This is a genomic window from Pseudomonas sp. zfem003, from assembly GCF_032621675.1.
Lineage (GTDB): Bacteria > Pseudomonadota > Gammaproteobacteria > Pseudomonadales > Pseudomonadaceae > Metapseudomonas > Metapseudomonas otitidis.
This window is the reverse complement of the sequence record NZ_JAVYJG010000007.1, coordinates 274,706-299,515: the sequence shown is the minus strand read 5'-3', so window position 1 is coordinate 299,515 and position 24,810 is coordinate 274,706. Positions and strand designations below refer to the sequence as shown.

Genomic DNA, 24,810 nt, shown 5'->3' with positions numbered 1-24,810 from the left:
GCGGCTCCCCTAGAAACCAAGGCTGGATAACAGATCATCGACGTCGACCTGATCGGCCACGACGTCATCACGCTTATCGGCATTGATCTGCGGACCTTCACCCCTAGATGGATCTTTTAGTTTTTCTTTCTCGACAACCATCGCTTCGCGGTCATGTTGAATGCCTGCGAAACGGTCTACATCACTGGCCATCAGCACCAGTTTCACCAGGTTGTGCTCAACTTCGGTCACCAACTGGGTGACGCGTTTGATCACTTGCCCGGTCAGGTCCTGATAGTCCTGTGCCAGCAGGATGTCGTTCATATGGGAGGATAGCTGCTCGGTGTCGCGCTGGCTGCGCGCCAGGAACGATTCGATGCGCTTGGCCAACTCCCGGAACGCATCCGCGCCGATCTCGCGCCGCATGAAGCGCCCCCACTCCTCGGAAAGGCTCTGGGCTTCATCGCCCAGGCCATTGAGCAGCGGTGCGCTCTCCTCCACCAGATCCATGGTGCGGTTGGCTGCCTTCTCCGTCATGTGCACGACGTAGGAGAGACGATCCGTCGCATCGGCGATCTGGGACATTTCCTTGGCGTGGGGCAAATGCGGATCGATCTGGAAGTTGACGATCGCATTGTGCAACTCGCGGGTGAGCTTGCCGACTTCCTGATAGAGGCCGCGGTCGCGAACCTTGTTCAGTTCGTGGATCAGTTGCACCGCATCGCCGAAGTTGCCCTTTTCAAGGGTTTCCACCAGCTCGCGTGCATGATTTTTCAGGGTCGACTCGAGGTCTCCCGACTGGGAATCTTTATCCATGGCGTCCTCGCGACTGGCATCAGCCGTTGACCCGCTCGAAGATCTTTTCAATCTTCTCTTTGAGAACCTGGGCCGTGAACGGCTTGACCACGTACCCGTTCACGCCGGCCTGGGCGGCTTCGATGATCTGATCGCGCTTGGCTTCAGCAGTCACCATCAGCACCGGCAGGTGCTTCAGGCGCTCGTCGGCGCGCACGGCACGCAGCAGGTCGATACCGGTCATGCCGGGCATGTTCCAGTCGGTGACCAGGAAATCGAAATTGCCGCTGTGCAGCATCGGCAAGGCGGTCGTGCCGTCGTCGGCCTCTGCGGTGTTGGTGAAGCCCAAATCACGCAGGAGGTTCTTGATGATGCGTCTCATCGTAGAGAAATCGTCCACGATGAGGATTTTCATGTTCTTGTCCAAATCGACCTCCGTACAGTCCTGAACGCCCCCGGGTCACGGGGGCGTCGTTCAATCGAAAAACCGGTGTGCTTCAGGCACGCCACTCACCCAGCCGGGCCCGCAAACGCGCGGCGCACTGGCTGTGCAACTGGCTGACTCGGGATTCACTGACTCCCAGCACTTCACCGATTTCCTTCAAATTCAGCTCTTCGTCGTAATACAGCGCCAGCACCAGGCGCTCTCGTTCCGGCAGATTGGCGATGGCATCGGCCAGCGCCGCCTGGAAGCGCTCGTCTTCCAGGTCATTCGAAGGTTCGAGATGGGTGACTCCGGTGTCTTCGTGCGCCGTGCCATGCTCCCCGCCTTCCAGAAGGTCGTCGAAGCTGAACAGCCGGCTGCCCAAAGTGTCGCTCAGGATGCCGTAGTAATCTTCGAGACTCAATCCAAGTTCGGCCGCAACCTCCTGATCTTTAGCGTCACGTCCGGTTCTTGCCTCGACTTTGCGGATGGCGTCGCTGACCATCCGGGTATTGCGGTGGACCGAGCGCGGTGCCCAGTCGCCCTTGCGGACCTCGTCGAGCATCGCCCCGCGGATGCGGATGCCGGCGTAGGTCTCGAAACTCGCGCCCTTGCTGGAGTCGTACTTCTTCGATGCTTCCAGCAGGCCGATCATCCCCGCCTGCATGAGGTCTTCAACCTGCACGTTCGCCGGCAAGCGTGCCAGCAGGTGGTAGGCGATCCGCTTGACCAGGGGCGCGTAGCGCTCGATCAGCTGGTGCTGGGAATCCCCGGCCTGAGCCTTGTTGTACATGCGAAGTCCACTTGCGGGTGGTGTCATACGGTCGAATCCGCGATGGGTTGCTGCACCAGTCGCTCGACGAAGAACTCAAGGTGGCCACGGGGGTTGGCCGGCAACGGCCAGCTGTCCACCTTCTGAGCAATCGCCTTGAACGCCAGGGCACATTTCGAACGCGGGAACGCTTCGTAGACCGCTCGCTGCTTCTGCACCGCCTTGCGCACGGACTCGTCGTAGGGGACGGCGCCGACGTACTGCAAGGCCACATCGAGGAAGCGATCGGTCACCTTGGTCAGCTTAGCAAAGAGGTTGCGACCTTCCTGCGGGCTGTGGGCCATATTGGCCAGGACCCGGAAACGACTCATGCCGAAATCGCGGTTGAGCAGCTTGATCAGCGCATAGGCGTCGGTGATGGAAGTGGGCTCGTCGCAGACGACCACGATCACTTCCTGCGCAGCACGGACGAAGCTGACCACCGCATCGCCGATGCCGGCGGCGGTGTCGATCACCAGCACGTCCAGGTTGTCGCTGATCTCGCTGAACGCCTGGATCAGGCCGGCATGCTGCATCGGCGAGAGCTGGACCATGCTCTGCGTGCCGGAAGCGGCCGGCACGATGCGGACGCCGCCCGGCCCTTGCAGCAGCACGTCACGCAGGTCGCACTCGCCTGCGATCACGTCCGCCAGGGTCCGCTTGGGCGTCAGCCCGAGCAGCACGTCGACGTTGGCCAGGCCGAGGTCGGCGTCGAGCAGCATCACGCGGCGCCCCAGGTCGGCCAGCGCCAGCGAGAGGTTCACGGATACGTTGGTCTTGCCGACACCGCCCTTGCCACCGGTTACAGCAATCACCTGTACGGGATGCAAACTACCCATTTATCACACACCTTGTTCACGTCGACTGGGCCACTTGGCGCATTCACGCCACCCATCCCGGGCGGCTCTGGGTTTCTATCCAACCTGGCGAGTGGGCGCCTGGTACAGACCTGCGAACAGGTCGGCCATGGCTTCCTCGCTGGGGTCCTCCGGTGCCTGAAGGCTCACCGCACGGCTCACCAGTTGGTGACTGCGCGGAACCTGGAGATCATCCGGAATCCGAGGCCCATCAGCGAGATAGGCTACCGGCAGATGCTGGCCGATAGCCAGTCCCAACACTTCGCCCAGGCTCGCGGCTTCATCGAGCTTGGTCAGGATGCAGCCCGAAAGGCCACACCGCTTGTAACTATGGTAGGCCGCTTTCAGCACCTGGCTTTGACTGGTTGCAGCCAAAACGAGGAAATTGCGCGCTTTCACGCTGCGGCTGGCCAGTGTCTCGAGCTGCATTTTAAGCGCCGGATCGTTCGCCGGCAGCCCCGCCGTATCAATCAGCACCACACGCTTGCGTGCGAGGGGGGCGAGAGCCTGGGTCAGCGACTGGCCCGGATCGACGTGAGTGACGGACACACCGAGGATGCGGCCCAGGGTCTTCAGTTGTTCCTGGGCACCGATCCGGTAGCTGTCCATGCTCACCAGGGCGATCTGCTGGGCGCCGTACTTAAGCACATAGCGGGCGGCCAGCTTGGCCAGGGTGGTGGTTTTGCCCATGCCGGCGGGACCGACCAGGGCGATCACGCCCCCCTCTTCCAGAGGCTCCTCGGCAGGGGTACGGATGGCGTGGGCCAGGTGGGCCAGCACCATGCGCCAGGCCTGGCGCGGATCCTTGACGCTGCTGACACGCTCCAGCAACACACGGGACAGCTCCACCGGCAGCCCCATCCGCTGCAGGCGACGCCACAGATTGGCCTGCTGCGGGCGACGGTTCTGCATCTGGCTCCAGGCGATGGAACCAAGCTGGACTTCGATCAGCTCACGCAGCCCGTTGAGCTCGAAACGCATGGCATCCAGCGCACGCTGGTCGGCCACGGGCGCAGCTGTCGGAGTGACCGGAACGGCCGCGACGGCTGCCGGCGCCACGGCGGGACGGGTCGGGCGCATGGCGGCCTCAAGGGCCTCCGGCGAAGGCTCGGAGCGATCCGGAACCAGTTGCCGGTTGCGTCCGGCATCCGCGCGAGCGGCGCGGTTGGACAGCTCGGCATGGGCCTCGGCGATGCGTGCCTGGGTGCGGCGCAGCTCCGCTTCCAGGGCCGGGTTCGGCTTGCTGGGGGCCGGAGCAGGCATGGGGTAGTCGAGTGCCGCCGTGATCTCGACACCACCGGCCACGCGCCGGGTACCGATGATGGAAGCATCGGCGCCCAGTTCGTCCCGCACCAGTTTCATGGCCTGGCGCATATCCGCAGCGAAGAAGCGTTTGACCTGCATGGCCTGTGACCTCGGTTAGTTCTGCCCCACAGTCGCAACTATGGTGACCTGCTTGTTGTCCGGTATTTCCTGGTAGGCCAGTACGTTCATGGTGGGTACGGCCAACCGGGCGAAGCGCGACATCATGGATCGGATCGGGCCTGCCACCAGGAGGATCGCCGGCTTGCCGAGCATCTCCTGGCGCTGCGCCGCGTCCACCAGGGAACGTTGCAGCTTCTCGGCCATGCCCGGTTCGAGGAGGATGCCGTCCTCCGCGCCCTGACCGGCCTTCTGCATACTGTTCAGCAAAATCTGTTCCAACCTGGGCTCCAGGGTGATCACAGGCAGCTCCGGCTCTAGTCCCACAATGCCTTGGACGATTGCGCGGGAAAGTGCGACGCGAACCGCCGCCACCATCGCGGCGGGATCTTGACTCTTCGGCGCCACGTTCGCGATGGCTTCGGCGATGGTGCGGATGTCGCGTACCGGCACCTGTTCCTGCAGCAGGTTCTGCAGCACCTTGAGCAGCGTCGACAGTGACACCAGCCCCGGCACCAGCTCCTCGGCCAGCTTCGGCGAGCTCTTGGCCAGCAGCTGCATCAGTTGCTGCACCTCCTCGTGCCCCAACAGCTCGTGGGCATGCTTGTGCAGGATCTGGTTGAGGTGGGTGGCCACCACCGTGCTCGCATCCACCACCGTGTAGCCCAGGGACTGCGCCTGGTCGCGCTGACTGGCATCGATCCAGACGGCTTCCAGGCCAAACGCCGGATCCTTGGCGGCGATGCCGTTGAGGGTGCCGAACACCTGGCCAGGGTTGATCGCCAACTCGCGATCCGGATACACCTCCGCCTCCGCCACGCTCACCCCCATCAGCGTCAGCCGATAGGCGTTGGGCAGCAGGTCGAGGTTGTCGCGGATGTGTACGGACGGCATGAGGAAGCCCATCTCCTGGGAGAGCTTCTTGCGCACGCCCTTGATCCGCGCCAGCAACTGGCCGCCCTGGTTGCGATCCACCAGCGGGATCAGCCGGTAGCCCACCTCCAGGCCTACCATGTCCACCGGGGTGACGTCGTCCCAACCCAGTTCCTTGGTTTCCTGGGGACGCTGGGCCGGCAGCAGCTCCTGCTGGCGCTGGACTTCCTGGGCGGCCGCTTCCTGGGCCTTCTTCGACTTGTGCCAGATCCACCAGGCGCCGCCGGCGGAAATCGCACCCAGGCCGATGAAGGAGACATGCGGCATGCCCGGCACCAGGCCCATGGCGACCAGGATGGCGGCGGAAACGGCCAGTGCCTTGGGCGAGGTGAACATCTGGCGGTTGACCTGCTGGCCCATGTCCTCGGAGCTGGATACGCGGGTCACCATGATCGCGGCAGCGGTCGACAGCAGCAGCGAGGGAATCTGTGCCACCAGGCCGTCACCGATGGTCAGCAGGGAGTAGATGCGCCCGGCATCGCCGAAGGTCAGGCCGTGCTGGACGATACCGATGGCCATGCCACCAATAAGGTTGATGAACAGGATCAACAGGCCGGCGATGGCGTCACCGCGCACGAACTTGCTGGCACCGTCCATGGAACCGTAGAAATCCGCCTCTTGGGACACCTCGGCACGGCGCTTCTTGGCCTCGTTCTGGTCGATCAGACCGGCGTTGAGGTCGGCGTCGATGGCCATCTGCTTGCCGGGCATCGCGTCCAGGGTGAAACGCGCGCTCACTTCGGAAATGCGCCCGGCACCCTTGGTGACCACCACGAAGTTGATGATCATCAAGATCGCGAAGATCACCGCACCGACTACGTAGTTGCCGCCGATCACCACCTCGCCGAAGGCCTGGATCACCTTGCCGGCTGCGTCATGCCCATCCTGGCCGTGCAGCAGTACCACGCGGCTGGAAGCCACGTTCAGCGCCAGACGCAGCAAGGTGGAGACCAGCAGGATGGTGGGGAATACCGCGAAATCCAGCGGGCGCAGCGCATAGACGCTGACCAGCAGGACGACGATGGACAGCGCGATGTTGAACGTGAAGAACACGTCCAGCAGGAAGGGCGGCACCGGCAGGGTCATCATCCCCAGCATCACCAGCACCAGCAGCGGCACCCCCAGGTTGCCCCGGGAGAGGCTGGCGAAGTTGCCGCGCAGGTTGCCCATCAGTTGCGTGCGATCCACATCGAGGTCCTCGAGCACTGGCGGGCAAGCCTGCCCAACCATTCAAAATCTTGACGCGCGAAACCGCGCACAAGCTCTGGTGCAAGAACCCTTCCAACTTCGTGAAACCCTGGCAGAACAGCGCGTTATGTCGACCCGGACGGGCCCGCGCCCTACTCGTCGCGCCGCAGACCGGCGGGGATGGGCGGCTCGGAAAGCGGCGGCGGTCGCTTGGCCTTGCCGGCACGGAACTGCTTGAGCTGGTAGACGTACGCCAGCACCTGGGCCACCGCCAGGTAGAGGCCGGCCGGAATCTCGTGGTCCAGCTCGGTGGAATAGAACACCGCCCGCGCCAGCGCCGGCGACTCCAGCACGGTGACCTTGTGCTCCTGGGCGATCTCGCGAATCTTCAGTGCGGTGAAGTCGTTGCCCTTGGCCAGCAGCACCGGGGCAGTGCCCTTGGCCGGGTCGTACTTGAGCGCCACCGCGAAGTGGGTCGGGTTGGTAATGACCACGTCGGCCTGGGGCACGGCCGCCATCATGCGGCGCTCGGCCATCTCCCGCTGCATGCGGCGGATGCGCGCCTTGACCTCGGGCTTGCCCTCGGAGTCCTTGTACTCGTCGCGCACTTCCTGCTTGGTCATCATCAGCTTCTGCTTGTTGTCCCAGAGCTGGTAAGGCACGTCGATCCCCGCGATGAGGATCAGCCCGCAGGCCAGCCAGACCGCACTCCAGCCCACCACCTGGACGCTGTGCAGGATGGCCCGGTCCAGCGGCTCGTGGGCGATGGCCAGCAGGTCATCGGCATCCGAGGACAGCACCATCACCGCCACCATCAGCACCAGTGCGAACTTGCCCAGGGCCTTGAGCAGCTCCACCAGCGCGTGAGCGGAAAACATGCGCTTGAGGCCGGAAAGCGGGTTCATCCGGCTGAACTTCGGCCCCATCGCTTCCGGAGAAAATAGCCAGCCGCCCAGCGCCACCGGCGCCGCCAGGGAGATGATCAGCAAGGTCACCAGCAGCGGCATGACCGCCGACAGCGCCATCTGCCCGGCATGCAGCAGGAACAGACCCATGCTGCGCTCGTCCAGCAACACCTCACGGGAAAAGTCGAAGCTGGTGCGCATCATCTTCATCATCATGTCCGCCAGCCCCCCACCGGTGGCCAGCAGCCCCCCTGCCCCACCCAGGGTGATGGCCAGGGTGTTCAGCTCCCGGGATCGAGCAATCTGCCCCTTCTCGCGCGCCTCCTGTTGGCGTTTCGCTGTGGGTTCTTCGCTCTTGTCCGCCCCGCTCTCACTCTCTGCCATGGCGCACCTCGGCAGCAGGCCCGGTTGACCGACCGGGACGGGTAAGGGGTTGAAGGACCATCAGCGCGCCCTCACCAACTCGCGCAGCAGCTGCAGCGCGTCGGTGGCCAGCACCTGGTACTGGGACAGGATGTCGGCCATGCCGATCCAGATGATCACCAGGCCCATGGCCACGGTGAGCGGGAAACCGATGGAGAAGATGTTCAGCTGCGGCGCGGCGCGGGTCATCACGCCAAAGGCGATGTTCACCACCAGCAACGCCGTGATCGCCGGCAGTGCCAACAGCAGGCCAGCCCCCAGCACCCAGCCCAGGCGGGTGGCCAGCTCCCAGAAGTGAGCGGCCATCAGCCCCCCGCCCACCGGCAAGGTCACGAAACTCTCGGCCAGCACCTCGAACACCACCAGGTGGCCGTTCATGGCCAGGAACAGCAGCGTCACCAGCATGGTGAAGAACTGACCGATCACCGGCACCGATACCCCGTTGGTGGGGTCCACCATGGACGCGAAGCCCAGGCCCATCTGCACCGCCAGGATCTGGCCGGCCACCACGAAGGCGTGGAAGAACAGCTGCAGTGCAAACCCCATCACCGCGCCGATCAGCACCTGCTCCAGCACCAGCAGGAAGGCCCGCAGGCTCACGGCGTCCACTTCAGGCATGGGTGGCAAGTTGGGCGCCAGCACCACGGTGATGGCGAGAGCAAGGTAGAGCCGCACGCGATTCGGCACCAGTTGGGTCCCGAACAGCGGCATGGTCATCAGCAAGGAAGCGATGCGGAACAGTGGCAGCACCAGGCTGGCGATCCAGCCGCCGATCTGCGAGGAGGTCAGCTCCAGCATCTCAGCCGATCAGCATGGGAATGTTGTGGTAGAGCGTGGTGATGTACTCCATCAACTGGCGGGTCAGCCAGGGGCCGGCCACCATCAGCGTCATCAGCATCACCAGCAGGCGCGGCAGGAAGCTCAGGGTCTGCTCGTTGATCTGGGTCGCAGCCTGGAACATCGCCACGATCAGGCCCACCACCAGGCTCGGCACCACCAGGATCCCGACGATGACGCAGGTCAGCCACAGCGCCTCGCGGAACAGGTCGACGGCAATCTCGGGTGTCATCGCTAGACGCCTCCGAAGCTTCCGGCCAGGGTGCCGATGATCAGCGCCCAGCCATCCACCAGCACGAACAGCATGATCTTGAACGGCAACGAAATGATCAGCGGCGAGAGCATCATCATGCCCATCGCCATCAGTACGCTCGCCACCACCAGGTCGATGATCAGGAACGGGATGAAGATCATGAAGCCGATCTGGAAGGCGGTCTTCAGCTCGGACGTGACAAAGGCCGGCACCAGTATGGTCAAGGGCGTGGCATCGGCACTGGGAATGTCGGTGCGCTTGGACAACCGCACGAACAGCTCCAGGTCACTGGAGCGGGTCTGCGCCAGCATGAAGTTCTTGACCGGTCCCTCGGCCCGCTTGATCGCCTCCTGGGCCGGCAACTGCCCGTTCAGGTAGGGCTGCAGGGCATCGCGGTTCACCTGGTCGAACACCGGCCCCATGATGAACATCGTCAGGAACAGCGCCATCCCGGTGAGGATCTGGTTCGACGGGGTCTGCTGCAGGCCCAGCGCCTGGCGGAGGATGGAGAAGACGATGATGATCCGGGTGAAGCTGGTCATCAGCATGACGAACGCCGGGATGAAGCTCAGCGCCGTCATGATCAGCAGAATCTGCAGGCTGACCGAATACTCCTGCTGACCCTGCGCGTCGGTGGTCAGGGTGATGGCGGAGACCGACAACGGGTCGTCGGCGCCCAGCGCCAGGGGGGCCGCCACCGCCAGCAGCAGGGCGATCAGGATGCGCCAGAAGGCCATCAGTGCTTGTCCTTGTCCTTGCCCAGCAACTCCATCAGGCGCTGGGCGAATTCGGGTTGGGCGGGTTGCGAATCGGGCAGGTGCACCGGCTCCTTGAGCACGTGCAGCGGGGTGATCCGGCCTGGCGTGAGCCCGAGCAGGACCTGCTCGTTACCCACCTGGACCAGCACCAGCCGGTCCCGCGGGCTGAGGGTCTGGCTGGCGATCAGGCGGATCGCCCGGTCACTGCCACGCGGCCCCATCTGCTGCACCCGGCGCAGCAGCCAGGCGAGCAGGAAGATCACCCCCACCACCAGCAGCAAGCCCAGGGTGAGCTGGCCCAGTTGGGCGGCCACACCGCTGCCGCCAGTCACCGCAGCCGCAGACGCAGCCGTGGCGCTCGCCGCAGCAGGCGCCGAGGCGACCGCTGCCGGCTCGGCGGCCATGGCCGCCAGCGGGGCGAAGATGAGGGCGAACAGGAGGCGGCTCATGGTCAGCGCAGCTTCTTGATGCGTTCGCTGGGGCTGATCACGTCGGTCAGGCGGATGCCGAACTTCTCGTTCACCACCACCACTTCCCCGTGGGCGATCAGGGTGCCGTTGACCAGCACGTCCAGCGGCTCGCCGGCCAGGCGGTCCAGCTCGATCACCGAGCCCTGGTTCAGCTGCAACAGGTTGCGGATGGTGATGTCGGTATTGCCCACTTCCATGGAGATGGACACGGGAATGTCGAGGATCACATCCAGGTTCGGGCCATCCAGGCTCACCGGCGCGTTGGAGCGCGGCACGCTGCCGAACTCTTCCATGGGTGCACGGGGGTTGGCGGCAGGGGCCTCGGGGGCCGCGCCCTGGTTCATCAGCGCGTCGATATCGTCCTGGCCGGGGCTCTCGCCGGCCTCCGCCAGCGCGGCAGCCCACTCGTCGGCGAGCGCCTGTTCCTCGGGCGTGGTGTTTTCTTCGTCTGCCATCTCGACCTCGTCGGCTTACGTAATGAGAGCGACCGTCAGCGGGGACGGTCGATGGGATCCAGTATCTGCAGCGACAGGTTGCCCTTGTGGGCCCCCAGCTTGACCTTGAAGGCCGGCACCCCGTTGGCGCGCATGATCATGTACTCGGGCATGTCCACCGGGATCACGTCCCCGGGCTGCATGTGCAGGATGTCCCGCAGGCGCAGCTGGCGGCGGACCACGGTGGCGCCCACCGGCACGCTGACGTCGAGAATGTCCTCGCGCAGGGCCTTGATCCAGCGCTCGTCCTGATCGTCGACGTCGGACTGGAAGCCGGCATCGAGCATCTCGCGGATCGGCTCGATCATCGAATAGGGCATGGTGATGTGCAGGTCGCCGCCACCGCCGTCCAGCTCGATGTGGAAGGTGGAAACCACCACCACCTCACTGGGGCTGACAATGTTGGCGAGTGCCGGGTTCACCTCCGAGTTGATGTACTCGAAGTGCACGTCCATCACCGCGTGCCAGGCCTCCTTCAGGTCGATGAAGGCCTGGTCGAGGACCATGCGCACCACCCGCAGCTCGGTGGGGGTGAATTCGCGGCCTTCGATCTTGGCGTGGCGGCCATCGCCCCCGAAGAAGTTGTCCACCAGCTTGAACACCAGCTTGGCGTCGAGGATGAACAGCCCGGTGCCGCGCAGCGGCTTCATCTTCACCAGGTTGAGGCTGGTGGGGACGTAGAGGGAGTGCACGTACTCGCCGAACTTCATCACCTGCACACCGCCCACCGCGACGTCCGCGGAGCGGCGCAACAGGTTGAACATGCTGATGCGGGTGTAGCGGGCGAAGCGCTCGTTGATCATCTCGAGGGTGGGCATGCGCCCACGGACGATGCGGTCCTGGCTGGTCAGGTCATAACTTTTGACACTGCCAGGCTCGACGTCGCTTTCGGTCTCAACGAGGCCATCGTCGACGCCGTGCAGCAGGGCATCGATCTCGTCCTGGGAAAGGAGGTCTTGTACGGCCATGGTTGAACCCGCCTACTGCAATACGAAGTTGGTGAACAGGACCTGCTCGATCACGACCTTGCCGGTTTCCTGCTTGGCCAGTTCCTGGACGGTCGCCGTGGCCTGCTGGCGCAGCATTTCCTTGCCCACGGCAGTCACGAGGTTGTCGAAGTTCTGGCCGGAGAACAGCATGACGAGCTTGTTGCGCAGCACCGGCATGTGGACTTTCAGGGCATCCATCTCGCCCTTGTCACGGGCCATCAGCGCCACGCTGACCTGCATGTAGCGCTGCCGCCCGTTCTGGTTGAAGTTGACCACGAAGGCAGGGGCCAGCGGCTCGTAGATGGCCGGCTGCTTGACCGGAGCGGCGTGCTCGGCGGCCGCCTCCTCCTTCTTGCCCTCGTCCTTCTTGTCCCCGCCCTTGCTGAGGAAGAACCAGGTGGCCCCGACGGAAAGCCCGATCGCCAGCAACAGCGCCACCACGATCAGGATGATCAGTTTGAGCTTGCTCTTGCCCGCCGGTTTCTCTTCCCCGGCCGCTGCTTCTTTCTTCGCCATGCCAATATTCCGTCGCTGAGCGGCTTTCCGTCCGCATTCAATGGGTTGTGAGCAAGTGCTATGCCAGGCTCTCAACAATCGCGCTGGGTATACCAGTGTCGCCCGCGCCTGTCATCCAAGAAAAAGCGCCCGGTACGTTCTCGTACCGGGCGCTCTAAGTCTAGAACAGGACGGCGTCGGCTCGACGGATCAGGCGTAGTAGTCCACCAGCCCCCGGGCGACGCCGGCCGCAGCAGGTCGCAGCTCACTGACGCCAGCCAGCGTCTCGTCATCGCCGGAACCGCCCAGCAAGCCGCCATTGCCATTGCCGCCGCCACGACGCTCACCCTCGCCGCCCTGCTGGCCTTGCCAGCTGCGCGCCAGGGACTGGTCGGAGACGTTGACGTCGAGCTGGGTCATGCCCTGCTGGTTGAACATGTCGCGCAGGCGGTGCATCTGCCCTTCCAGCGCGTCCCGCACGCCGGCGTTGGGGCTGGCGAAAGTGACCTGGGTCTGGTCCTGGCTCATGTGGATGCGCACCTCCAGCCGCCCCAGTTCCTGCGGGTCGAGCTGGATCTCGGCGGACTTCAGGTTCTGGCTGGACAACCACATCACCCGGTCCACCACCGCCTCGCTCCAGCCGTTCTGGTTGATGGCCACCGGCTGGCCGGGCACCACGGCCGGGGCACGCTGGGCCATGGCCGATTGCTGGGTCACGGCCTGGTTGAGGGCATTCAGGCGACTGTCCAGCACCTCGCTGCGGATCTCCGCCTTGTTCTCGCCCAGCCCCTGGGCCAGTTGTTCGGAGAACTCGCCGGCCGGCAACTCGACCTCGGGCGGCGTCTCGCTCACATCGGCGTTCTTCTCGGAGAAGGCTGCCATGGCGCTGGCGAAGTTATGACTGCCGCTGGCGGAATTCTGGCTGTTCACCGTGGTAGTGGTGGCCGCCTGGACCGGGTCGCCCTCTGTGCTGGCCTGCAGCGTCTGGGGCAGACCGACGACGCCCTGGAGCGGGTCGGTTTCCTCTGCCGCAGGCTGGGTTGCCTGGGTCTGGGGCGTCGTGGCCAGCGGCGTGGTGACCACCAGCGCCGGCACCTCGGGCTGCACCTCCGCCGGCTGTACCTGCGGCTCGGTGGGCACGGGCGGCGTCTGGCCGTTCATGGCCATCAGCAGCAGCGGATCGAGCGTCGAACTGCCGTCGCTGGAGGTGGTATCCGTCGAATCGTCGCTGGTGGTGGTGGCGGCTGCATCCGACGGCAAGGCATTGCCGCTATCGGCAACGGTGGTCGGCTTGTCTGCCGGTGCGGCAGCCGGTTTGTCGGCCGGCTCGTCACTCTTGCGGTTGTCGGCAGGCTTGTCCCGGGCCTGCTTGGGCGCGGGTTCACTTCGTTCTGCAGGCTTGGCTTGCCGTTCCTTCGCATACATCTGGGCGAAGCTGGGAGCCCCGCTGTTGCTGGGCTCGGGCGTCCGCACCTGGGACTTTGCCGCCTGAAAGTTCGGCTTCACCTCAGGCTTGGCCTGCAGAAGCATATCGGGGGCAACGGGCATGGGCACTCTCCGCTGGGGGTTGGATTCGTGCCTGGGAGGTTGCAAGTGACGGGCCAAGTCCGCCATCAGAGGCGATAACGCTGCCGCTCGGAGCGCATGAGGATGCGCACGATGGCGAATTCACGCTCGATCTGTTCCACCAGCGAGGGCGCCTCGTCGAGTTGCTCACGACGCCCGGCTTCTTCCAATTGCTTGCACAGCGACGACAGCAGAGGTGCCCCCATGTTGCTGCAGCTGCCCTTGAAGCTGTGGGCAGCCAGGCGCAGCCCCTGGGCATCGCCCTGGTCGCAGGCCTGGTGCAGCAGGCGCAGGCGCTCCTCGGAGTCCACCAGGAAGGTGTCCAGCAGGACGGGATACTCGTCCTCCATCACCTCCTGCAAGGCAGCGAGCACAGTGGTATCGATATGCAGATCGGACAACCCGGTTACCCCCGGCAGAACACAATGAACATCAGGATGGGCGCGGCCAGACGAACTCCACGCGAATGCCCTTGCCATCCTCCGGCAAGTCGCAGCGTGCGGCAAGCTGCCTGACGAGATTCAGGCCGCGCCCGCTGAGCAGCACCTTGCCGTCCTGGACGGCAGGCAGTTGCCGCGCGTCGAATCCCTTGCCGCTGTCCTCCACCTGGATACGCAGGCGCCCTCCCTCCCCCTCAGGCATCAGCGCGAGATGGATGCGCACATGCCCCTCCTCCAGCCGCTCCAGGCGGGCGCTGCGCTCGCGGTAGTACTCGGCGAACCCCTTGGCATCTCGCTTGAGGGCGGAGTCCAGCCCCAGCACACCGTGCTCCAGGGCATTGGAATACAGCTCCGCCAGCACGGTGTAGAGCGCACCGCCCTGCTCCCTCAGCCCCTGCACCTCCAACAGCAACTGCAACAGGAACGGCAACGGGTTGAAGCGCTTGAGCGTCTGGGCGCGGAACTCGAAGCTGGCCGACCAGTCCAGGGGGCTGAGCTGGCCGCTGTCGGTGAAGTCCAGCTGCGGCCATTGCTCCAGGCCATCCACCACGCCCACTTCGATCATGCTGACGTCGTCCTGGGCTTCGCCACGGAACGCCGTGAGGGATTGCTGGATGGCGTCGAACAGGTGCTCGGAACGCCCACAGCGGGCGAACACCTCCTTCAGCCGCTCGTCGCCGTACAGCTCTCCGGCTTCGTTGCGCGTTTCCAGCACCCCATCGGACCAGAGGAAGATGCGATCCCCCAGCTCCACCGGATAGACCTCGTAGGTGGCATCGAACACCGCCGGGTCCAGGACCCCCAGCGGCAGGTGCCGCGATACCAGCGGCACCACGCTGCCATCGGCGCCGCGACGCAGGTAACCCTCCGGCAGGCCGCCATTCCACACCTCCAGCAGCCGCTGCTGGAAATTGAGGTTGAGCAGCGTGGCGCAGCAGAACACGCCCACCGGCAGGATGCGCTTCAGCTTGGCGTTCATCTCCCGGAGGATGTCGGACATGGCATAGCCCTTGGCCGTCATGCCGTAGAACACCTCGGCCAGGGGCATCGCCCCGATGGCTGCCGGCAGGCCATGGCCGGTGAAGTCCCCCAGCAGCACATGCATGCCGCCGGAGGGTTTGAAGGCGGCCAGCAACAGGTCACCGTTGAACAGCGCATAGGGCGACTGCAGGTAGCGGATATTGGAGGCCTTGAGGCAGCCGGAGTGGGCCACCTTGTCGAACACCGCCTTGGCCACCCGCTGCTCGGTGAGCAGGTGCTCATGGTGCCGTGCGATCAGGTCGCGCTGGTGCAGCACCGTCTCCTGCAGGCGGCGCAGGCGGTCCATGGCGTTGATCTTGGCTTCGAGGATGACCCGGTTGTAGGGCTTGGCGAGGAAGTCGTCACCGCCGGCCTCCAGGCAGCGTACAAGGGCTTCGTTCTCGGTCAGGGAGGTGAGGAAGATGATCGGGACCAGCTCTTCCCCAGCCAATTGCTTGATGCGCCGTGCGGCTTCGAAGCCGTCCATCTCTGGCATCAGCGCATCCATCAGCACCAGGTTCGGCCGCTCCTGCTGGAACAGCGCCACCGCCTCCACGCCGTTGCCGGCAGTCAGGGCACGGTGCCCCTGGCGGCTGACGATGGTGGACAGCAGCATGCGGTCGGCCGCGTTGTCCTCGGCGATGAGGATCGACAGACGGCCGGGCACGGGCACCTCAGGCAATCTGGAACAGCTGCTCGAAGTTGGAGATGGCGAGGATCTTGCGGACGTCCGGGTTGCAGTTGGCCAGGCGGATCTGGGCGCTGTCGCCCCCCGCGTGGTCACGCAGCAGCAGGAGCATGCCGAGGGCAGAGCTGTCGAGGTAGGTGGTGCCCTTCAGGTCAACGACATAGCGCTTGGGGGAAATGTTGACGCGCTCGTAGGCGTCGCGAAATTCCTGGTGGGCCCCGAAATCGAAACGTCCCTGAATGACGATGGTCAACTCTTGCCCGTCGCTCGAAGGCAGCGAGGTGATGGCCATGCAAGACTCCTTGGTCAGATGAAAAGGCGCGTGCTGAGAAGATTTAGCACCCGCCAGGGACCTCGGCAACCTGCGTCTTACTCCTGTCCGGGACGATTCAGACGCTGGGAGAGCTCATCCAGCAGGCGTTGCTCACGCTTGTCCTCCGCCAGCCGGGCCTCGTCACGGTAGCGCTGCACCAGCTTTTTCAGGCCCTCCAGCCGCGCGTAGCGTTGCTGCCAGGTGTCCCGCGCACGGTTCAGGTTCTCCCGGTGCCAGGCCACGCTCTGGTTCTGCTGGCTCACCGCCGCCTCCAATTGCGAAAGGAAGCGCTGGTAGTTGGTCAGCCATTGGCCGCTGACGCCCTGGCTGCCCTGGGTGATCCACTGCTGCTGGTAGTCGCCCCGGTAGCGCTCGAGGTCGCCAAGCTTGCCCTCGGCCTGGGCCAGTTGGGCCTGGCACTGGCCCATCAGCCGCGCGGCTTCGCGCTCGGCCTTCTGGGCCATCTCCACCACCGGCGCAAGGCGCGCCGCCCGGTCATTGGCCATCGTTCATCAACCCGCGTTGCCGTTGGCCAGTACGCCCCCCAGGCGCATGACGCTGCTGGCCAGCGGCTCGCTCTCGTCCAGGCCCTGCTGGAGGAAGGCCGCCATGGCGGGCTGGCGGGCGATGGCCAGGTCGGTGTCCGGGTCGCCACCGGCGACGTAGGCGCCGACGCTGATGAGATCGCGGCTCTGCTGGTAGCGCGACCACAGCTGCTTGAAGCGCTGGGCCATCTTCAGGTGCTCGGGGCTGACCACCTGGGGCATGACCCGGCTGATGGACGCCTCGATGTCGATGGCCGGGTAGTGACCCTCCTCCGCCAGCCGGCGTGAGAGCACGAAATGCCCGTCGAGCACGCCCCGCGCCGAGTCGGCGATGGGGTCCTGCTGGTCGTCGCCCTCGGAGAGCACGGTGTAGAAGGCGGTGATGGAACCGCCGCCCTTCTCGCCATTGCCGGCGCGCTCCACCAGCTTGGGCAGCTTGGCGAAGACCGACGGCGGATAGCCCTTGGTCGCCGGCGGCTCGCCGATGGCCAGGGCGATCTCCCGCTGGGCCTGGGCGAAGCGGGTCAGGGAATCCATCAGCAGCAGGACATTCTTGCCCTTGTCGCGGAAGTATTCGGCGATGCGGGTGCAATACATGGCGGCACGAAGACGCATCAGCGGCGCGTCGTCGGCGGGTGATGCCACCACCACCGAGCGCTTGAGCCCCTCCTCGCCGAGGATGTGCTCGATGAACTCCTTCACCTCGCGACCCCGTTCGCCGATCAGGCCGACCACGATGATCTCCGCCTCGGTGAAGCGGGTCATCATGCCCAGCAGCACCGACTTGCCGACGCCGGTGCCGGCGAACAGGCCCAGCCGCTGGCCGCGACCGACGGTGAGCAGGCCGTTGATGGAGCGGATGCCGACATCCAGGGGAACGGAAATGGGGTCGCGGTTCAGCGGGTTGATCACCGGGCCGTCCATCGCCACCCAGTCCTCGGCCTTCATCCCGCCCTTGCCGTCCAGCGCACGGCCGGCGCCATCCAGCACTCGACCGAGCATGGACATGCCCATGGGCAGGCGGCCGGTATCCGGCAGGGGCACGACCCGCGCACCGGGCGCGATGCCGGCCAGGCTGCCCACCGGCATCAGGTACAGCTTGCCGCTGGCGAAGCCCATGACTTCGGCCTCGACCTGCACGGGGTGGTAGCTGTCGTCGTTGATCACCAGGCAGCGGCTGCCGATGGCCGCACGCAGGCCCTCGGCCTCCAGGGTCAGACCGACCATGCGCAGCAGGCGCCCCTCCACCACGGGCTGGTTGGGCAGGCTGACCGCGTCGGCATACCCGGCCAGGCGGCGGGCAAAGCTGACCCGATCAAGACGCATGGCCGTCCTCGAGGTCGATGGACAGGTCGGCAGCCGGCGGGTGCACCTTCTGGTCCCGCTGCTGGTCGAAGAGCTGCTTGAGGGCCTGGGCCAGGCGGGTTTCCACGCTAGCATCGATGCGGCTGTGCTCGGTCTCGATCCGGCAACCGCCGGGCAGCAGGCCATCGTCTTCGAGGATGCGCCAGGATTCCTCATGGCGCTCGCGCAGGGCCTTCACCAGCTCGAAGTCCTGCGGGTTGACGTGGATGCGCACGTTGCTCGCGCCCATGGGCAGCAGCTTGAGGGCTTCCCGCAGGATGTGGCGCAGCTGGGAGGAGTCGGTGGACAGCTCGCGCTGCACCACCTGCCGGGCCATGTGCCCCACCAGGTGGATGACGGCCTCTTCCAGCTGCTGGTCCTGCTCGGCGATGGGGTCCATCAGTTGCCCCATCAATTGCTCCAGCGCGTCGAGGCGGGCATTGAGCACGACCTCCGCCTCCTGCTTGGCCTTGAGCTGGCCGGCGTGGAAGCCGTCCTTCTCACCGGTGGCGAAGCCTTCGTTGTAGGCGTCCTGTCGGATGGCCTCCAGCTCTTCCAGCGTCAGCGGCTTGACGTCTTCCGGCGGGACCTCTTCGATCGTCTCCAGCCCCGGCTCCGGCTGCGCCTCGTCGACGGGCGCAGCAGGCTCCTCGCTCGGCACCGGCTCCGGCTCGACCGCAGGTGCCGGCACTTCCGGGTCGAAGCTGGGCAGCGACCAGCGGTCGAAGGCATTGATGTCCTTGGCGCGGATCAGCTCGCTCTGCGCATCCTTGTTGGCCATGGAATGCGCCTCAGATCATTTCTTCGCCGCCCTTGCCACCGAGGACGATCTCCCCGGCTTCGGCCATCCGGCGGGCGATGGTGAGGATTTCCTTCTGTGCCGCTTCCACGTCGCTGACGCGCACCGGGCCCTTGGCCTCGAGGTCGTCGCGCAGCAGTTCGGCGGCACGCTTGGACATGTTCTTGAAGACCTTTTCCTTGATCGCGTCGTCGGCGCCTTTGAGCGCCACCACCAGCACCTCGGAGGACACTTCGCGCATGAGCGCCTGGATACCCCGGTCGTCCACGTCGGCCAGGTTGTCGAAGACGAACATGAGGTCTTCGATCTGGCCGGACAGGTCGGCGTCCACTTCGCGGATGGAGTCCATCAGCGCGCCTTCGACCGAGCTGTCGAGGTAGTTCATGATGTCCGCCGCACGCTTGACGCCGCCCATGGTGGTGCGGGTCGAACTGGCGTTGCCGGCGAACTGCTTCTCGAGGATCAGGTTCAGTTCCTTCAACGCGGACGGCTGCACGGTATTGAGGGACGACACCCGCAGGATGATGTCGAGGCGGACCTTGTGGTCGAAGTGACTGAGCACCTCACCGGCCTGGTCGGGGTCGAGGTAGGCGACGACGATGGCCTGGATCTGCGGGTGCTCGTAGCGGATCACGTCGGCCACGGCGCGCGGCTCCATCCACTTCAGGCTGTCCAGGCCGCTGGTGCTGCCACCCAGCAGGATGCGGTCGATGAGGTTATTCGCCTTGTCCTCGCCCAGGGCCTGGGTGAGCATCTTGCGGATGTAGCCGTCGGCACCGACGCCCAGGCTGGTCTGGTCGCCGACGATCTCGACGAACTCGCCCATCACCTGCTCCACCTGCTCGCGGTGGACGTTGCGCATCTGCGCCATGGCCACGCCGACCTTCTGGACCTCCTTCGGGCCCATGTGGCGCAGCACTTGTGCGGCATCGGTCTCGCCAAGGGACAGGAGCAGGATGGCTGCCTTGTCCACCTTGGTCAGCTTGGCTGGGGGGCGATTGTCACTCATCGGAGTTGATCCACTCTTTGACTACCAGGGCCACGCGACCCGGGTCTTCAGCCACCAGGCTCTTGATCGCGTTCAGTTGCGCATCATACCCCTCGCTCGGGCTGGGCAGGAGGATGCTCTGCGGTCCGCCGAGGCTGACCCGATCATCGGCCAGCTCACCGGACAACCCACCACCCAGTTCGCCCAGCTCGCGCTCGGCCGCCAGGGCTGCCTCGCGTTCCTTGTCCTTGGCGCCGGAGATGTTGTTCAGCACCGGACGCAGCACGAACCACACCAGGATCAGGATCAGCAGCGCCGGGAACAGCTGCTTCAGCGCGGACGTCAGCATCTGGAACCAGACCTGCTCGTACCACGGCAGTTCGATCACATCGTCCTGGCCGCCGAGGAACGGCGTGTTGATCACGCTGACGCTGTCGCCACGGCTGGCATCGAAGCCCACCGCGTCCTGCACCAGGCGGGTGAAGCGGGCCAGCTCGTCAGCGGTCCAGGGCACGTGGGTGGTCTCGCCCTGGGCGTTGACCTTGACCTGATCGTCCAGCACCACCGCCACGGACAGGCGGCGCAGGCGGCCTTGCTGCTGCTTGGTGTAGCTCACCGAGCGGTCCAGCTCGTAGTTGCGGGTGCTCTGGTCGCGCTTGTCGGTCGGGTACGGCGCCAGCAGCGGCTTGCCGGTGGCCTGGTCGATGATCTGCTGGCCGTTGTCGTCGAGGATCGGCTGGCCGGGCTGCACGCCGGGGGCTGCAGCGGCGGTGGCCTGTTGCGGGGCATTGGCCGGGCCGGGGGGCTGGTTGGACAGCGCACCGGGCACACCCTGGGGCCCGGAACCCGCCTGGCGCTCCTCGGCGAGCTTCTGCTCACTGCGCAGGGCCGGCTGGTCGGGGTTGAACATTTCGGAGGTGGACTCGACGGCGCTGAAGTCGACGTCTGCCGACACCTCGGCCTTGTAGCGGCCGCTGCCGAGCACTGGCTGCAGGATGCTGTGCACGCGCTGGGTGAACAGGCTCTCCATCCGGCGGGTGTAGTCATACTGCTTGCCCGCCATGGTCAGCTCGGACAGCTCCTGCTGGTCGGACAGCAGGGTGCCCTTCTGGTCGACCACGGTGACCTGGCCTTTCTCCAGTTCGGGAACACTGGTGGCCACCAGGTTGACGATGGCCATCACCTGGCTCGGCTCGAGATTGCGGCCCGGGTACAGCTCAACCAGTACGGAGGCGCTGGGCTTGCGCTCATCACGGACGAATACCGAGCTTTTCGGGATGGCCAGGTGGACGCGCGCGCCCTTGACGTTGTTCAGGCTGGAGATGGTGCGAGCCAGCTCGCCTTCCAGGCCCCGGCGGTAGCGGGTGGCCTCCATGAACTGGCTGGTGCCCAGGCCCTGGTCCTTGTCGAGGATCTCGAAACCGACGTTGCCGTCGCTGGGGGCGAGGCCGGCGCCAGCGAGCTTGATGCGCGCGCGCGCCACATCGTCCGCCTTGACCAGCAGCGCGCCAGAGTTGGGCTCGATCTTGTAGGGAATGTCGGCGCCGTTCAGCGTCTCCATCACCTGGTTCGCGTCCATGCCGGTGAGGCTGCCGTACAGCGGGCGGTAGTCCGGCTGCTGAGACCAGAGCACCACGGCGAAGCCGATGGCGACACTGGCGGCCAGGCCGACCATGAGGCCGATCTGGCGCAGCATGGTCATCTGCGACAGGTTTTCCAGGAAGGCCAGTCCGAACAGGGGCTTCTTCTCACCCGGCTCGGTGGAGGGTGCCGGTACGTTGGCGGTTGCTGCGTCTGCCATTTCTCACCTCCCCCCTTAAACCGGCATCTGCATGATGTCTTGGTAGGCCTGGACCAGCTTGTTGCGCACCTGGGTCAAAGCCTGGAAGGAAACGCTGGCCTTCTGCGAAGCGATCATCACGTCAGTGATGTCGACGCCGCTCTTGCCCACCTCGAAGGCGGTGGCCAACTGACTGGACGCCTGCTGGACCTCGTTCACCTTGTTCACGGCCTGGCCGAGCATGTCGGAAAAGCTCGGCACCGCAGCAGCCTCGGGCGCAGCTTGGGTGGTGGGTTTGGGTCGTGCCATCGCCTCCATCTGCATGGAGCGCATTTCCAGCATCAGGCGATTGAATTCGACACCCTGGCTCATCACATTCCTCCGCGGCCGCAGATTTTTGACGCAGGAGCGGCCTTTGAAAGGGTATTTGCAACAAGGGTGCCAGAAGTGGCGAAGGCGCTTGGGAAGGGACTGAAACGCAGACAAAACAAAGGGTTGGCGCTGCCCTGTCAGGCTGGCCAACCCGGTGATCAATGCTCAGGCAGACGCGGAGCCCGTGTCAGCTGGCGTAGAGGTAGGCCTCGACGTCCATGCCGGCATCGCGCATCTGCGCCAGCTTGTAGCGCAGGGTCCGGGGGCTGATGCCGAGCCGCTCGGCCGCCTCCTTGCGACGCCCCCGCTCCAGACGCAGCGTCTCGATGATCATCTGGAACTCATGGCGGCGCAGGTCCTCACCCAGCGCGCTGGCAGCGTCGACCACAACCGGCGGAGTAGCGACTGGCGGCGCAGCGGAGACCGGTACGGACGACACAATCGGCTGCGGCGCCAAAGAACCGACACTCATGCCGATGGGTGCATCCAGGCACAGGTCGTGGGGTTGGACGATGCCGCCCTGCTGGAGAATCAGCGCCCGCTGGATGGCGTTGTCCAGCTCCCGCACGTTGCCCGGCCAGGGATGGCGCAACAGCGCATCGCGTGCCTCGCGGGAGAGGCTGACAGGGGCGTGGTTCATCTTGCGTACGTGCTTGGCCAGCAGGCGCTCGGCCAGGGGCAGGATGTCCGCCGGGCGCTCGCGCAAGGCGCGCCAGGCCAGGGGGAAGACCGAGAGCCGGTAGTAGAGGTCTTCACGGAAACGTCCGGCCGCCACCTCTCCCGCCAGGTCGCGGTTGGTGGTGGCGAGCACGCGAATATCCAGCTCGATGGGCTTGCGCGCACCGACGCGCTCCACCTCACGCTCCTGCAGCACCCGCAGGAGCTTGGCCTGCAGCGCCAGCGGCATTTCGGAAATCTCGTCCAGCAGGATGGTGCCGCCATTGGCCAGTTCGAACTTGCCGGGCTGGGCGGCGATGGCGCCGGTGAATGCCCCTTTCTCGTGACCGAAAAGCGTGGCTTCCAGCATGTTGTCCGGGATGGCCGCGCAGTTGATGGCGATGAAAGGCTTGTCCGCACGGGACGACTGCAGATGGATGTAGCGCGCCAGGACCTCCTTGCCGGTACCGGACTCGCCGGAGATCAGCACGGTGGAGTCGCTGCGGGCGACCCGGGCCGCCAGCTCCAGCAGCTGACGGCTGGCCGGGTCCTCGGCGATGGGGCCTTCGGCTTCGCCACGGGGGACATGGCCCAGGGCATGGCGCCCGACAAGGTCCAGCAGCACGCGAGGCTCGAAAGGCTTGACCAGGTAATCCGCCGCGCCCTGGCGGATCGCATCCACGGCACGTTCGACGGCGCCGTAGGCGGTCATCAGCAGGACGGGGAGCTGCGGATACCGCGTGCGGATCAGGGCCAGCAACTGGTGCCCATCCATGCCCGGCATGTTCACGTCGCTGATGACCATGCCGAAGTGCTCTTCGCCCAGGGCCACCAAGGCGGCCTCGGCGCAATCGGCCTCACGGTAGGTGTAGCCGCCGAGGGCCAAGGTATCGGCCAGGGCTTCGCGCAGGGCGCGGTCGTCTTCGACCAGCAGGATCTTGACGGTCATGGAATCACTCCTGTTTAGCCGGCTGTGCCGCCAGCAGCGGCAGAACCAGGGTGGCGCAGGTGCCCAGTCCCACGCGCGAGCGCAACGTCAGCTCGCCCTGGTGGGCACGTGCCACGGCCTTGACCACGGCCAGGCCGAGGCCGGTTCCGGTGGTCTTGGTGGTGAAGAAAGGCTCGCCCAGGCGCGCCAGGGTGGCGGGCTCGATGCCAGGACCGTTATCGCTGACGGACAGGTGCAGGGCGTTGCCACGGGCAAAGAGGTGCACCTTCAGGCGCAGCCGAGGACCGGCGGCCTGGGTGGCGTTTTCGATCAGGTTCAACAGTGCACCGACGAGGGTGTCGCGGTTGCACAGCACCTCTCCCCCACTGATGTCGCACTGCCAACGCACCTGGGCGCCGGCGAGGTGAGGCTCAGCGGCCGAGCGCAACGCGGCGAACAGCATCACCGGCGCAAGGCGATCCGGCAGCGGCAGGTCGCCCCGGGCAAACACCAGCATGTCGCGCACCTGGTGCTCCAGTTCATGGAGGCGTTCCTTGAGGCGACTGGCAAAGCGCTGCTGCTGCTCGGTCGGCAGCACCTGCTCGGCCAGGTGGCTGGCATAGAGCAAGGCGGCGGAAAGCGGGGTGCGGATCTGATGAGCCAGGGAGGCGACCATGCGCCCCAGCGAGGACAGGCGCTCATGGCGGGCCAGCTCATCCTGCAAGCGGCGGGTTTCCGTCAGGTCGGCCAGCAGTACCAGCTGACCTGGCTCACCATCGAGGGACCGGGTGGCGATGGAGACGCGACGGCCATCCTTGAGGGATATCTCATGGCCGTCGTCCTTGCGGGGAGCGAAATTGCGCGCGATGACCTCGCGCCAGAGCATGCCGACCAGGGGGCGCCCGAGCAGGCTGCAGGCCACCGGGTTGGCCTCGCGGACGACGCCCTGTCCGTCGAGGACGATGACGCCACCGGGCAGCAGGTCCAACAGGCTCTGCAGACGCTGGGCCAGGCGTTCCTTTTCCGCCAGCTCCTGCATGCGCTGGGCACTGACCAGTGCCAACTGCCCCTTGAGCTCGGTGACACGCGCTTCGAGCACGTTGTACGACTCACTGAGCTGAGACGACATCTGGCTGAACATGGCGAAGGTCTTTTCGAGGCTGGCACGGCCGGCCTCTTCGACATTCACCTGGGTGTTCTCGTCGTCTTGCTGTGCGGGGTTGGCTCTTGCGGTCATTTCAGTCTCTCGCTCGGCAAACCGTCATCCAACGGTCGTTTCACAAGAGACTTAGCAATACCCGTGCCTAAAAATTAATCCATTTAAATCAGCTAGTTAG

General features: G+C 65.4%; 26 protein-coding genes. All 26 read right to left on the bottom strand.

Annotation, left to right across the window (positions count from 1 at the left end; all coding sequences use genetic code 11):
• Window positions 1-9: 9 nt before the first annotated feature.
• The 26 genes from RTK35_RS18350 to RTK35_RS18225 all read right to left on the bottom strand — a co-directional run bounded on the left by RTK35_RS18350 (window position 10) and on the right by RTK35_RS18225 (window position 24,710).
• Window positions 10-795 (bottom strand): protein phosphatase CheZ, encoded by a 786-nt coding sequence (locus tag RTK35_RS18350; RefSeq protein ID WP_044408080.1) that lies wholly within the window; start codon window positions 793-795, stop codon window positions 10-12.
• Between the two features lie 19 nt (window positions 796-814).
• Entirely contained in the window at window positions 815-1,189 is a 375-nt protein-coding gene (locus RTK35_RS18345) for a chemotaxis response regulator CheY (RefSeq protein ID WP_003083073.1), read from the bottom strand.
• Between the two features lie 82 nt (window positions 1,190-1,271).
• Window positions 1,272-2,018 (bottom strand): RNA polymerase sigma factor FliA, encoded by a 747-nt coding sequence (gene fliA / locus RTK35_RS18340; protein WP_044408109.1) that lies wholly within the window; start codon window positions 2,016-2,018, stop codon window positions 1,272-1,274.
• Window positions 2,015-2,848 carry a flagellar synthesis regulator FleN gene (gene fleN / locus RTK35_RS18335; RefSeq protein WP_069560381.1) on the bottom strand — a complete coding sequence of 278 codons (834 nt, stop codon included), beginning with the start codon at window positions 2,846-2,848 and terminating at the stop codon, window positions 2,015-2,017. Before fleN ends, fliA begins: the two co-directional genes overlap by 4 nt.
• Before the next feature lie 75 nt (window positions 2,849-2,923).
• Complete coding sequence (gene flhF, locus RTK35_RS18330) at window positions 2,924-4,270, bottom strand: flagellar biosynthesis protein FlhF (RefSeq protein WP_316908663.1); 1,347 nt, start codon at window positions 4,268-4,270, stop codon at window positions 2,924-2,926.
• Between the two features lie 15 nt (window positions 4,271-4,285).
• Window positions 4,286-6,409, bottom strand: a complete 2,124-nt coding sequence (gene flhA, locus RTK35_RS18325; RefSeq protein ID WP_044408893.1) for a flagellar biosynthesis protein FlhA — start codon at window positions 6,407-6,409, stop codon at window positions 4,286-4,288.
• Window positions 6,410-6,561: 152 nt separating this feature from the next.
• A complete protein-coding gene (gene flhB, locus RTK35_RS18320) occupies window positions 6,562-7,698 on the bottom strand; it encodes a flagellar biosynthesis protein FlhB (protein WP_316908662.1) in 1,137 nt (378 codons plus the stop codon).
• Window positions 7,699-7,758: 60 nt separating this feature from the next.
• Complete coding sequence (gene fliR / locus RTK35_RS18315; protein ID WP_044408114.1) at window positions 7,759-8,535, bottom strand: flagellar biosynthetic protein FliR; 777 nt, start codon at window positions 8,533-8,535, stop codon at window positions 7,759-7,761.
• 1 nt (window position 8,536) lies between these two features.
• Complete coding sequence (gene fliQ / locus RTK35_RS18310; RefSeq protein ID WP_044408117.1) at window positions 8,537-8,806, bottom strand: flagellar biosynthesis protein FliQ; 270 nt, start codon at window positions 8,804-8,806, stop codon at window positions 8,537-8,539.
• A 2-nt stretch (window positions 8,807-8,808) separates the two neighbouring features.
• A complete protein-coding gene (gene fliP, locus RTK35_RS18305) occupies window positions 8,809-9,564 on the bottom strand; it encodes a flagellar type III secretion system pore protein FliP (protein ID WP_044408120.1) in 756 nt (251 codons plus the stop codon).
• A complete protein-coding gene (gene fliO, locus RTK35_RS18300; protein WP_410478688.1) occupies window positions 9,564-10,034 on the bottom strand; it encodes a flagellar biosynthetic protein FliO in 471 nt (156 codons plus the stop codon). The genes fliP and fliO overlap by 1 nt, the downstream gene beginning before the upstream one ends.
• 2 nt (window positions 10,035-10,036) lie before the next feature.
• The gene (fliN, locus tag RTK35_RS18295; RefSeq protein ID WP_044408125.1) at window positions 10,037-10,510 is read right to left on the bottom strand and encodes a flagellar motor switch protein FliN; all 474 of its coding nucleotides are present in this window, start codon (window positions 10,508-10,510) and stop codon (window positions 10,037-10,039) included.
• Window positions 10,511-10,545: 35 nt separating this feature from the next.
• Window positions 10,546-11,517, bottom strand: coding sequence for a flagellar motor switch protein FliM (gene fliM / locus RTK35_RS18290; protein WP_044408128.1), 972 nt, complete (start codon window positions 11,515-11,517; stop codon window positions 10,546-10,548).
• Window positions 11,518-11,529: 12 nt separating this feature from the next.
• The gene (gene fliL / locus RTK35_RS18285) at window positions 11,530-12,054 is read right to left on the bottom strand and encodes a flagellar basal body-associated protein FliL (RefSeq protein WP_044408131.1); all 525 of its coding nucleotides are present in this window, start codon (window positions 12,052-12,054) and stop codon (window positions 11,530-11,532) included.
• Window positions 12,055-12,243: 189 nt separating this feature from the next.
• On the bottom strand, window positions 12,244-13,581 hold the full coding sequence (locus tag RTK35_RS18280) for a flagellar hook-length control protein FliK (protein WP_316908661.1): 1,338 nt from the start codon (window positions 13,579-13,581) through the stop codon (window positions 12,244-12,246).
• A gap of 65 nt (window positions 13,582-13,646) precedes the next feature.
• On the bottom strand, window positions 13,647-14,000 hold the full coding sequence (locus RTK35_RS18275; RefSeq protein ID WP_074968128.1) for an Hpt domain-containing protein: 354 nt from the start codon (window positions 13,998-14,000) through the stop codon (window positions 13,647-13,649).
• 31 nt (window positions 14,001-14,031) lie between these two features.
• Window positions 14,032-15,726 (bottom strand): fused response regulator/phosphatase, encoded by a 1,695-nt coding sequence (locus RTK35_RS18270; protein ID WP_276574485.1) that lies wholly within the window; start codon window positions 15,724-15,726, stop codon window positions 14,032-14,034.
• A gap of 7 nt (window positions 15,727-15,733) precedes the next feature.
• Window positions 15,734-16,039 carry an STAS domain-containing protein gene (locus RTK35_RS18265; protein ID WP_044408138.1) on the bottom strand — a complete coding sequence of 102 codons (306 nt, stop codon included), beginning with the start codon at window positions 16,037-16,039 and terminating at the stop codon, window positions 15,734-15,736.
• A 77-nt stretch (window positions 16,040-16,116) separates the two neighbouring features.
• On the bottom strand, window positions 16,117-16,566 hold the full coding sequence (fliJ, locus tag RTK35_RS18260) for a flagellar export protein FliJ (RefSeq protein ID WP_044408141.1): 450 nt from the start codon (window positions 16,564-16,566) through the stop codon (window positions 16,117-16,119).
• Window positions 16,567-16,572: 6 nt separating this feature from the next.
• A complete protein-coding gene (gene fliI, locus RTK35_RS18255) occupies window positions 16,573-17,931 on the bottom strand; it encodes a flagellar protein export ATPase FliI (RefSeq protein WP_044408144.1) in 1,359 nt (452 codons plus the stop codon).
• On the bottom strand, window positions 17,921-18,730 hold the full coding sequence (fliH, locus tag RTK35_RS18250; protein WP_142007970.1) for a flagellar assembly protein FliH: 810 nt from the start codon (window positions 18,728-18,730) through the stop codon (window positions 17,921-17,923). Before fliH ends, fliI begins: the two co-directional genes overlap by 11 nt.
• A gap of 10 nt (window positions 18,731-18,740) precedes the next feature.
• Window positions 18,741-19,757: a flagellar motor switch protein FliG gene (gene fliG / locus RTK35_RS18245; RefSeq protein WP_044408149.1), complete on the bottom strand. Its 1,017-nt coding sequence runs from the start codon at window positions 19,755-19,757 to the stop codon at window positions 18,741-18,743.
• The gene (fliF, locus tag RTK35_RS18240) at window positions 19,750-21,537 is read right to left on the bottom strand and encodes a flagellar basal-body MS-ring/collar protein FliF (protein ID WP_044408152.1); all 1,788 of its coding nucleotides are present in this window, start codon (window positions 21,535-21,537) and stop codon (window positions 19,750-19,752) included. Before fliF ends, fliG begins: the two co-directional genes overlap by 8 nt.
• Window positions 21,538-21,552: 15 nt before the next feature.
• Window positions 21,553-21,888 (bottom strand): flagellar hook-basal body complex protein FliE, encoded by a 336-nt coding sequence (fliE, locus tag RTK35_RS18235; protein ID WP_044408155.1) that lies wholly within the window; start codon window positions 21,886-21,888, stop codon window positions 21,553-21,555.
• 187 nt (window positions 21,889-22,075) lie between these two features.
• Window positions 22,076-23,494, bottom strand: a complete 1,419-nt coding sequence (locus RTK35_RS18230) for a sigma-54-dependent transcriptional regulator (protein ID WP_074968132.1) — start codon at window positions 23,492-23,494, stop codon at window positions 22,076-22,078.
• 4 nt (window positions 23,495-23,498) lie between these two features.
• Window positions 23,499-24,710, bottom strand: a complete 1,212-nt coding sequence (locus RTK35_RS18225) for a sensor histidine kinase (protein ID WP_142007965.1) — start codon at window positions 24,708-24,710, stop codon at window positions 23,499-23,501.
• Window positions 24,711-24,810 lie beyond the last annotated feature (100 nt).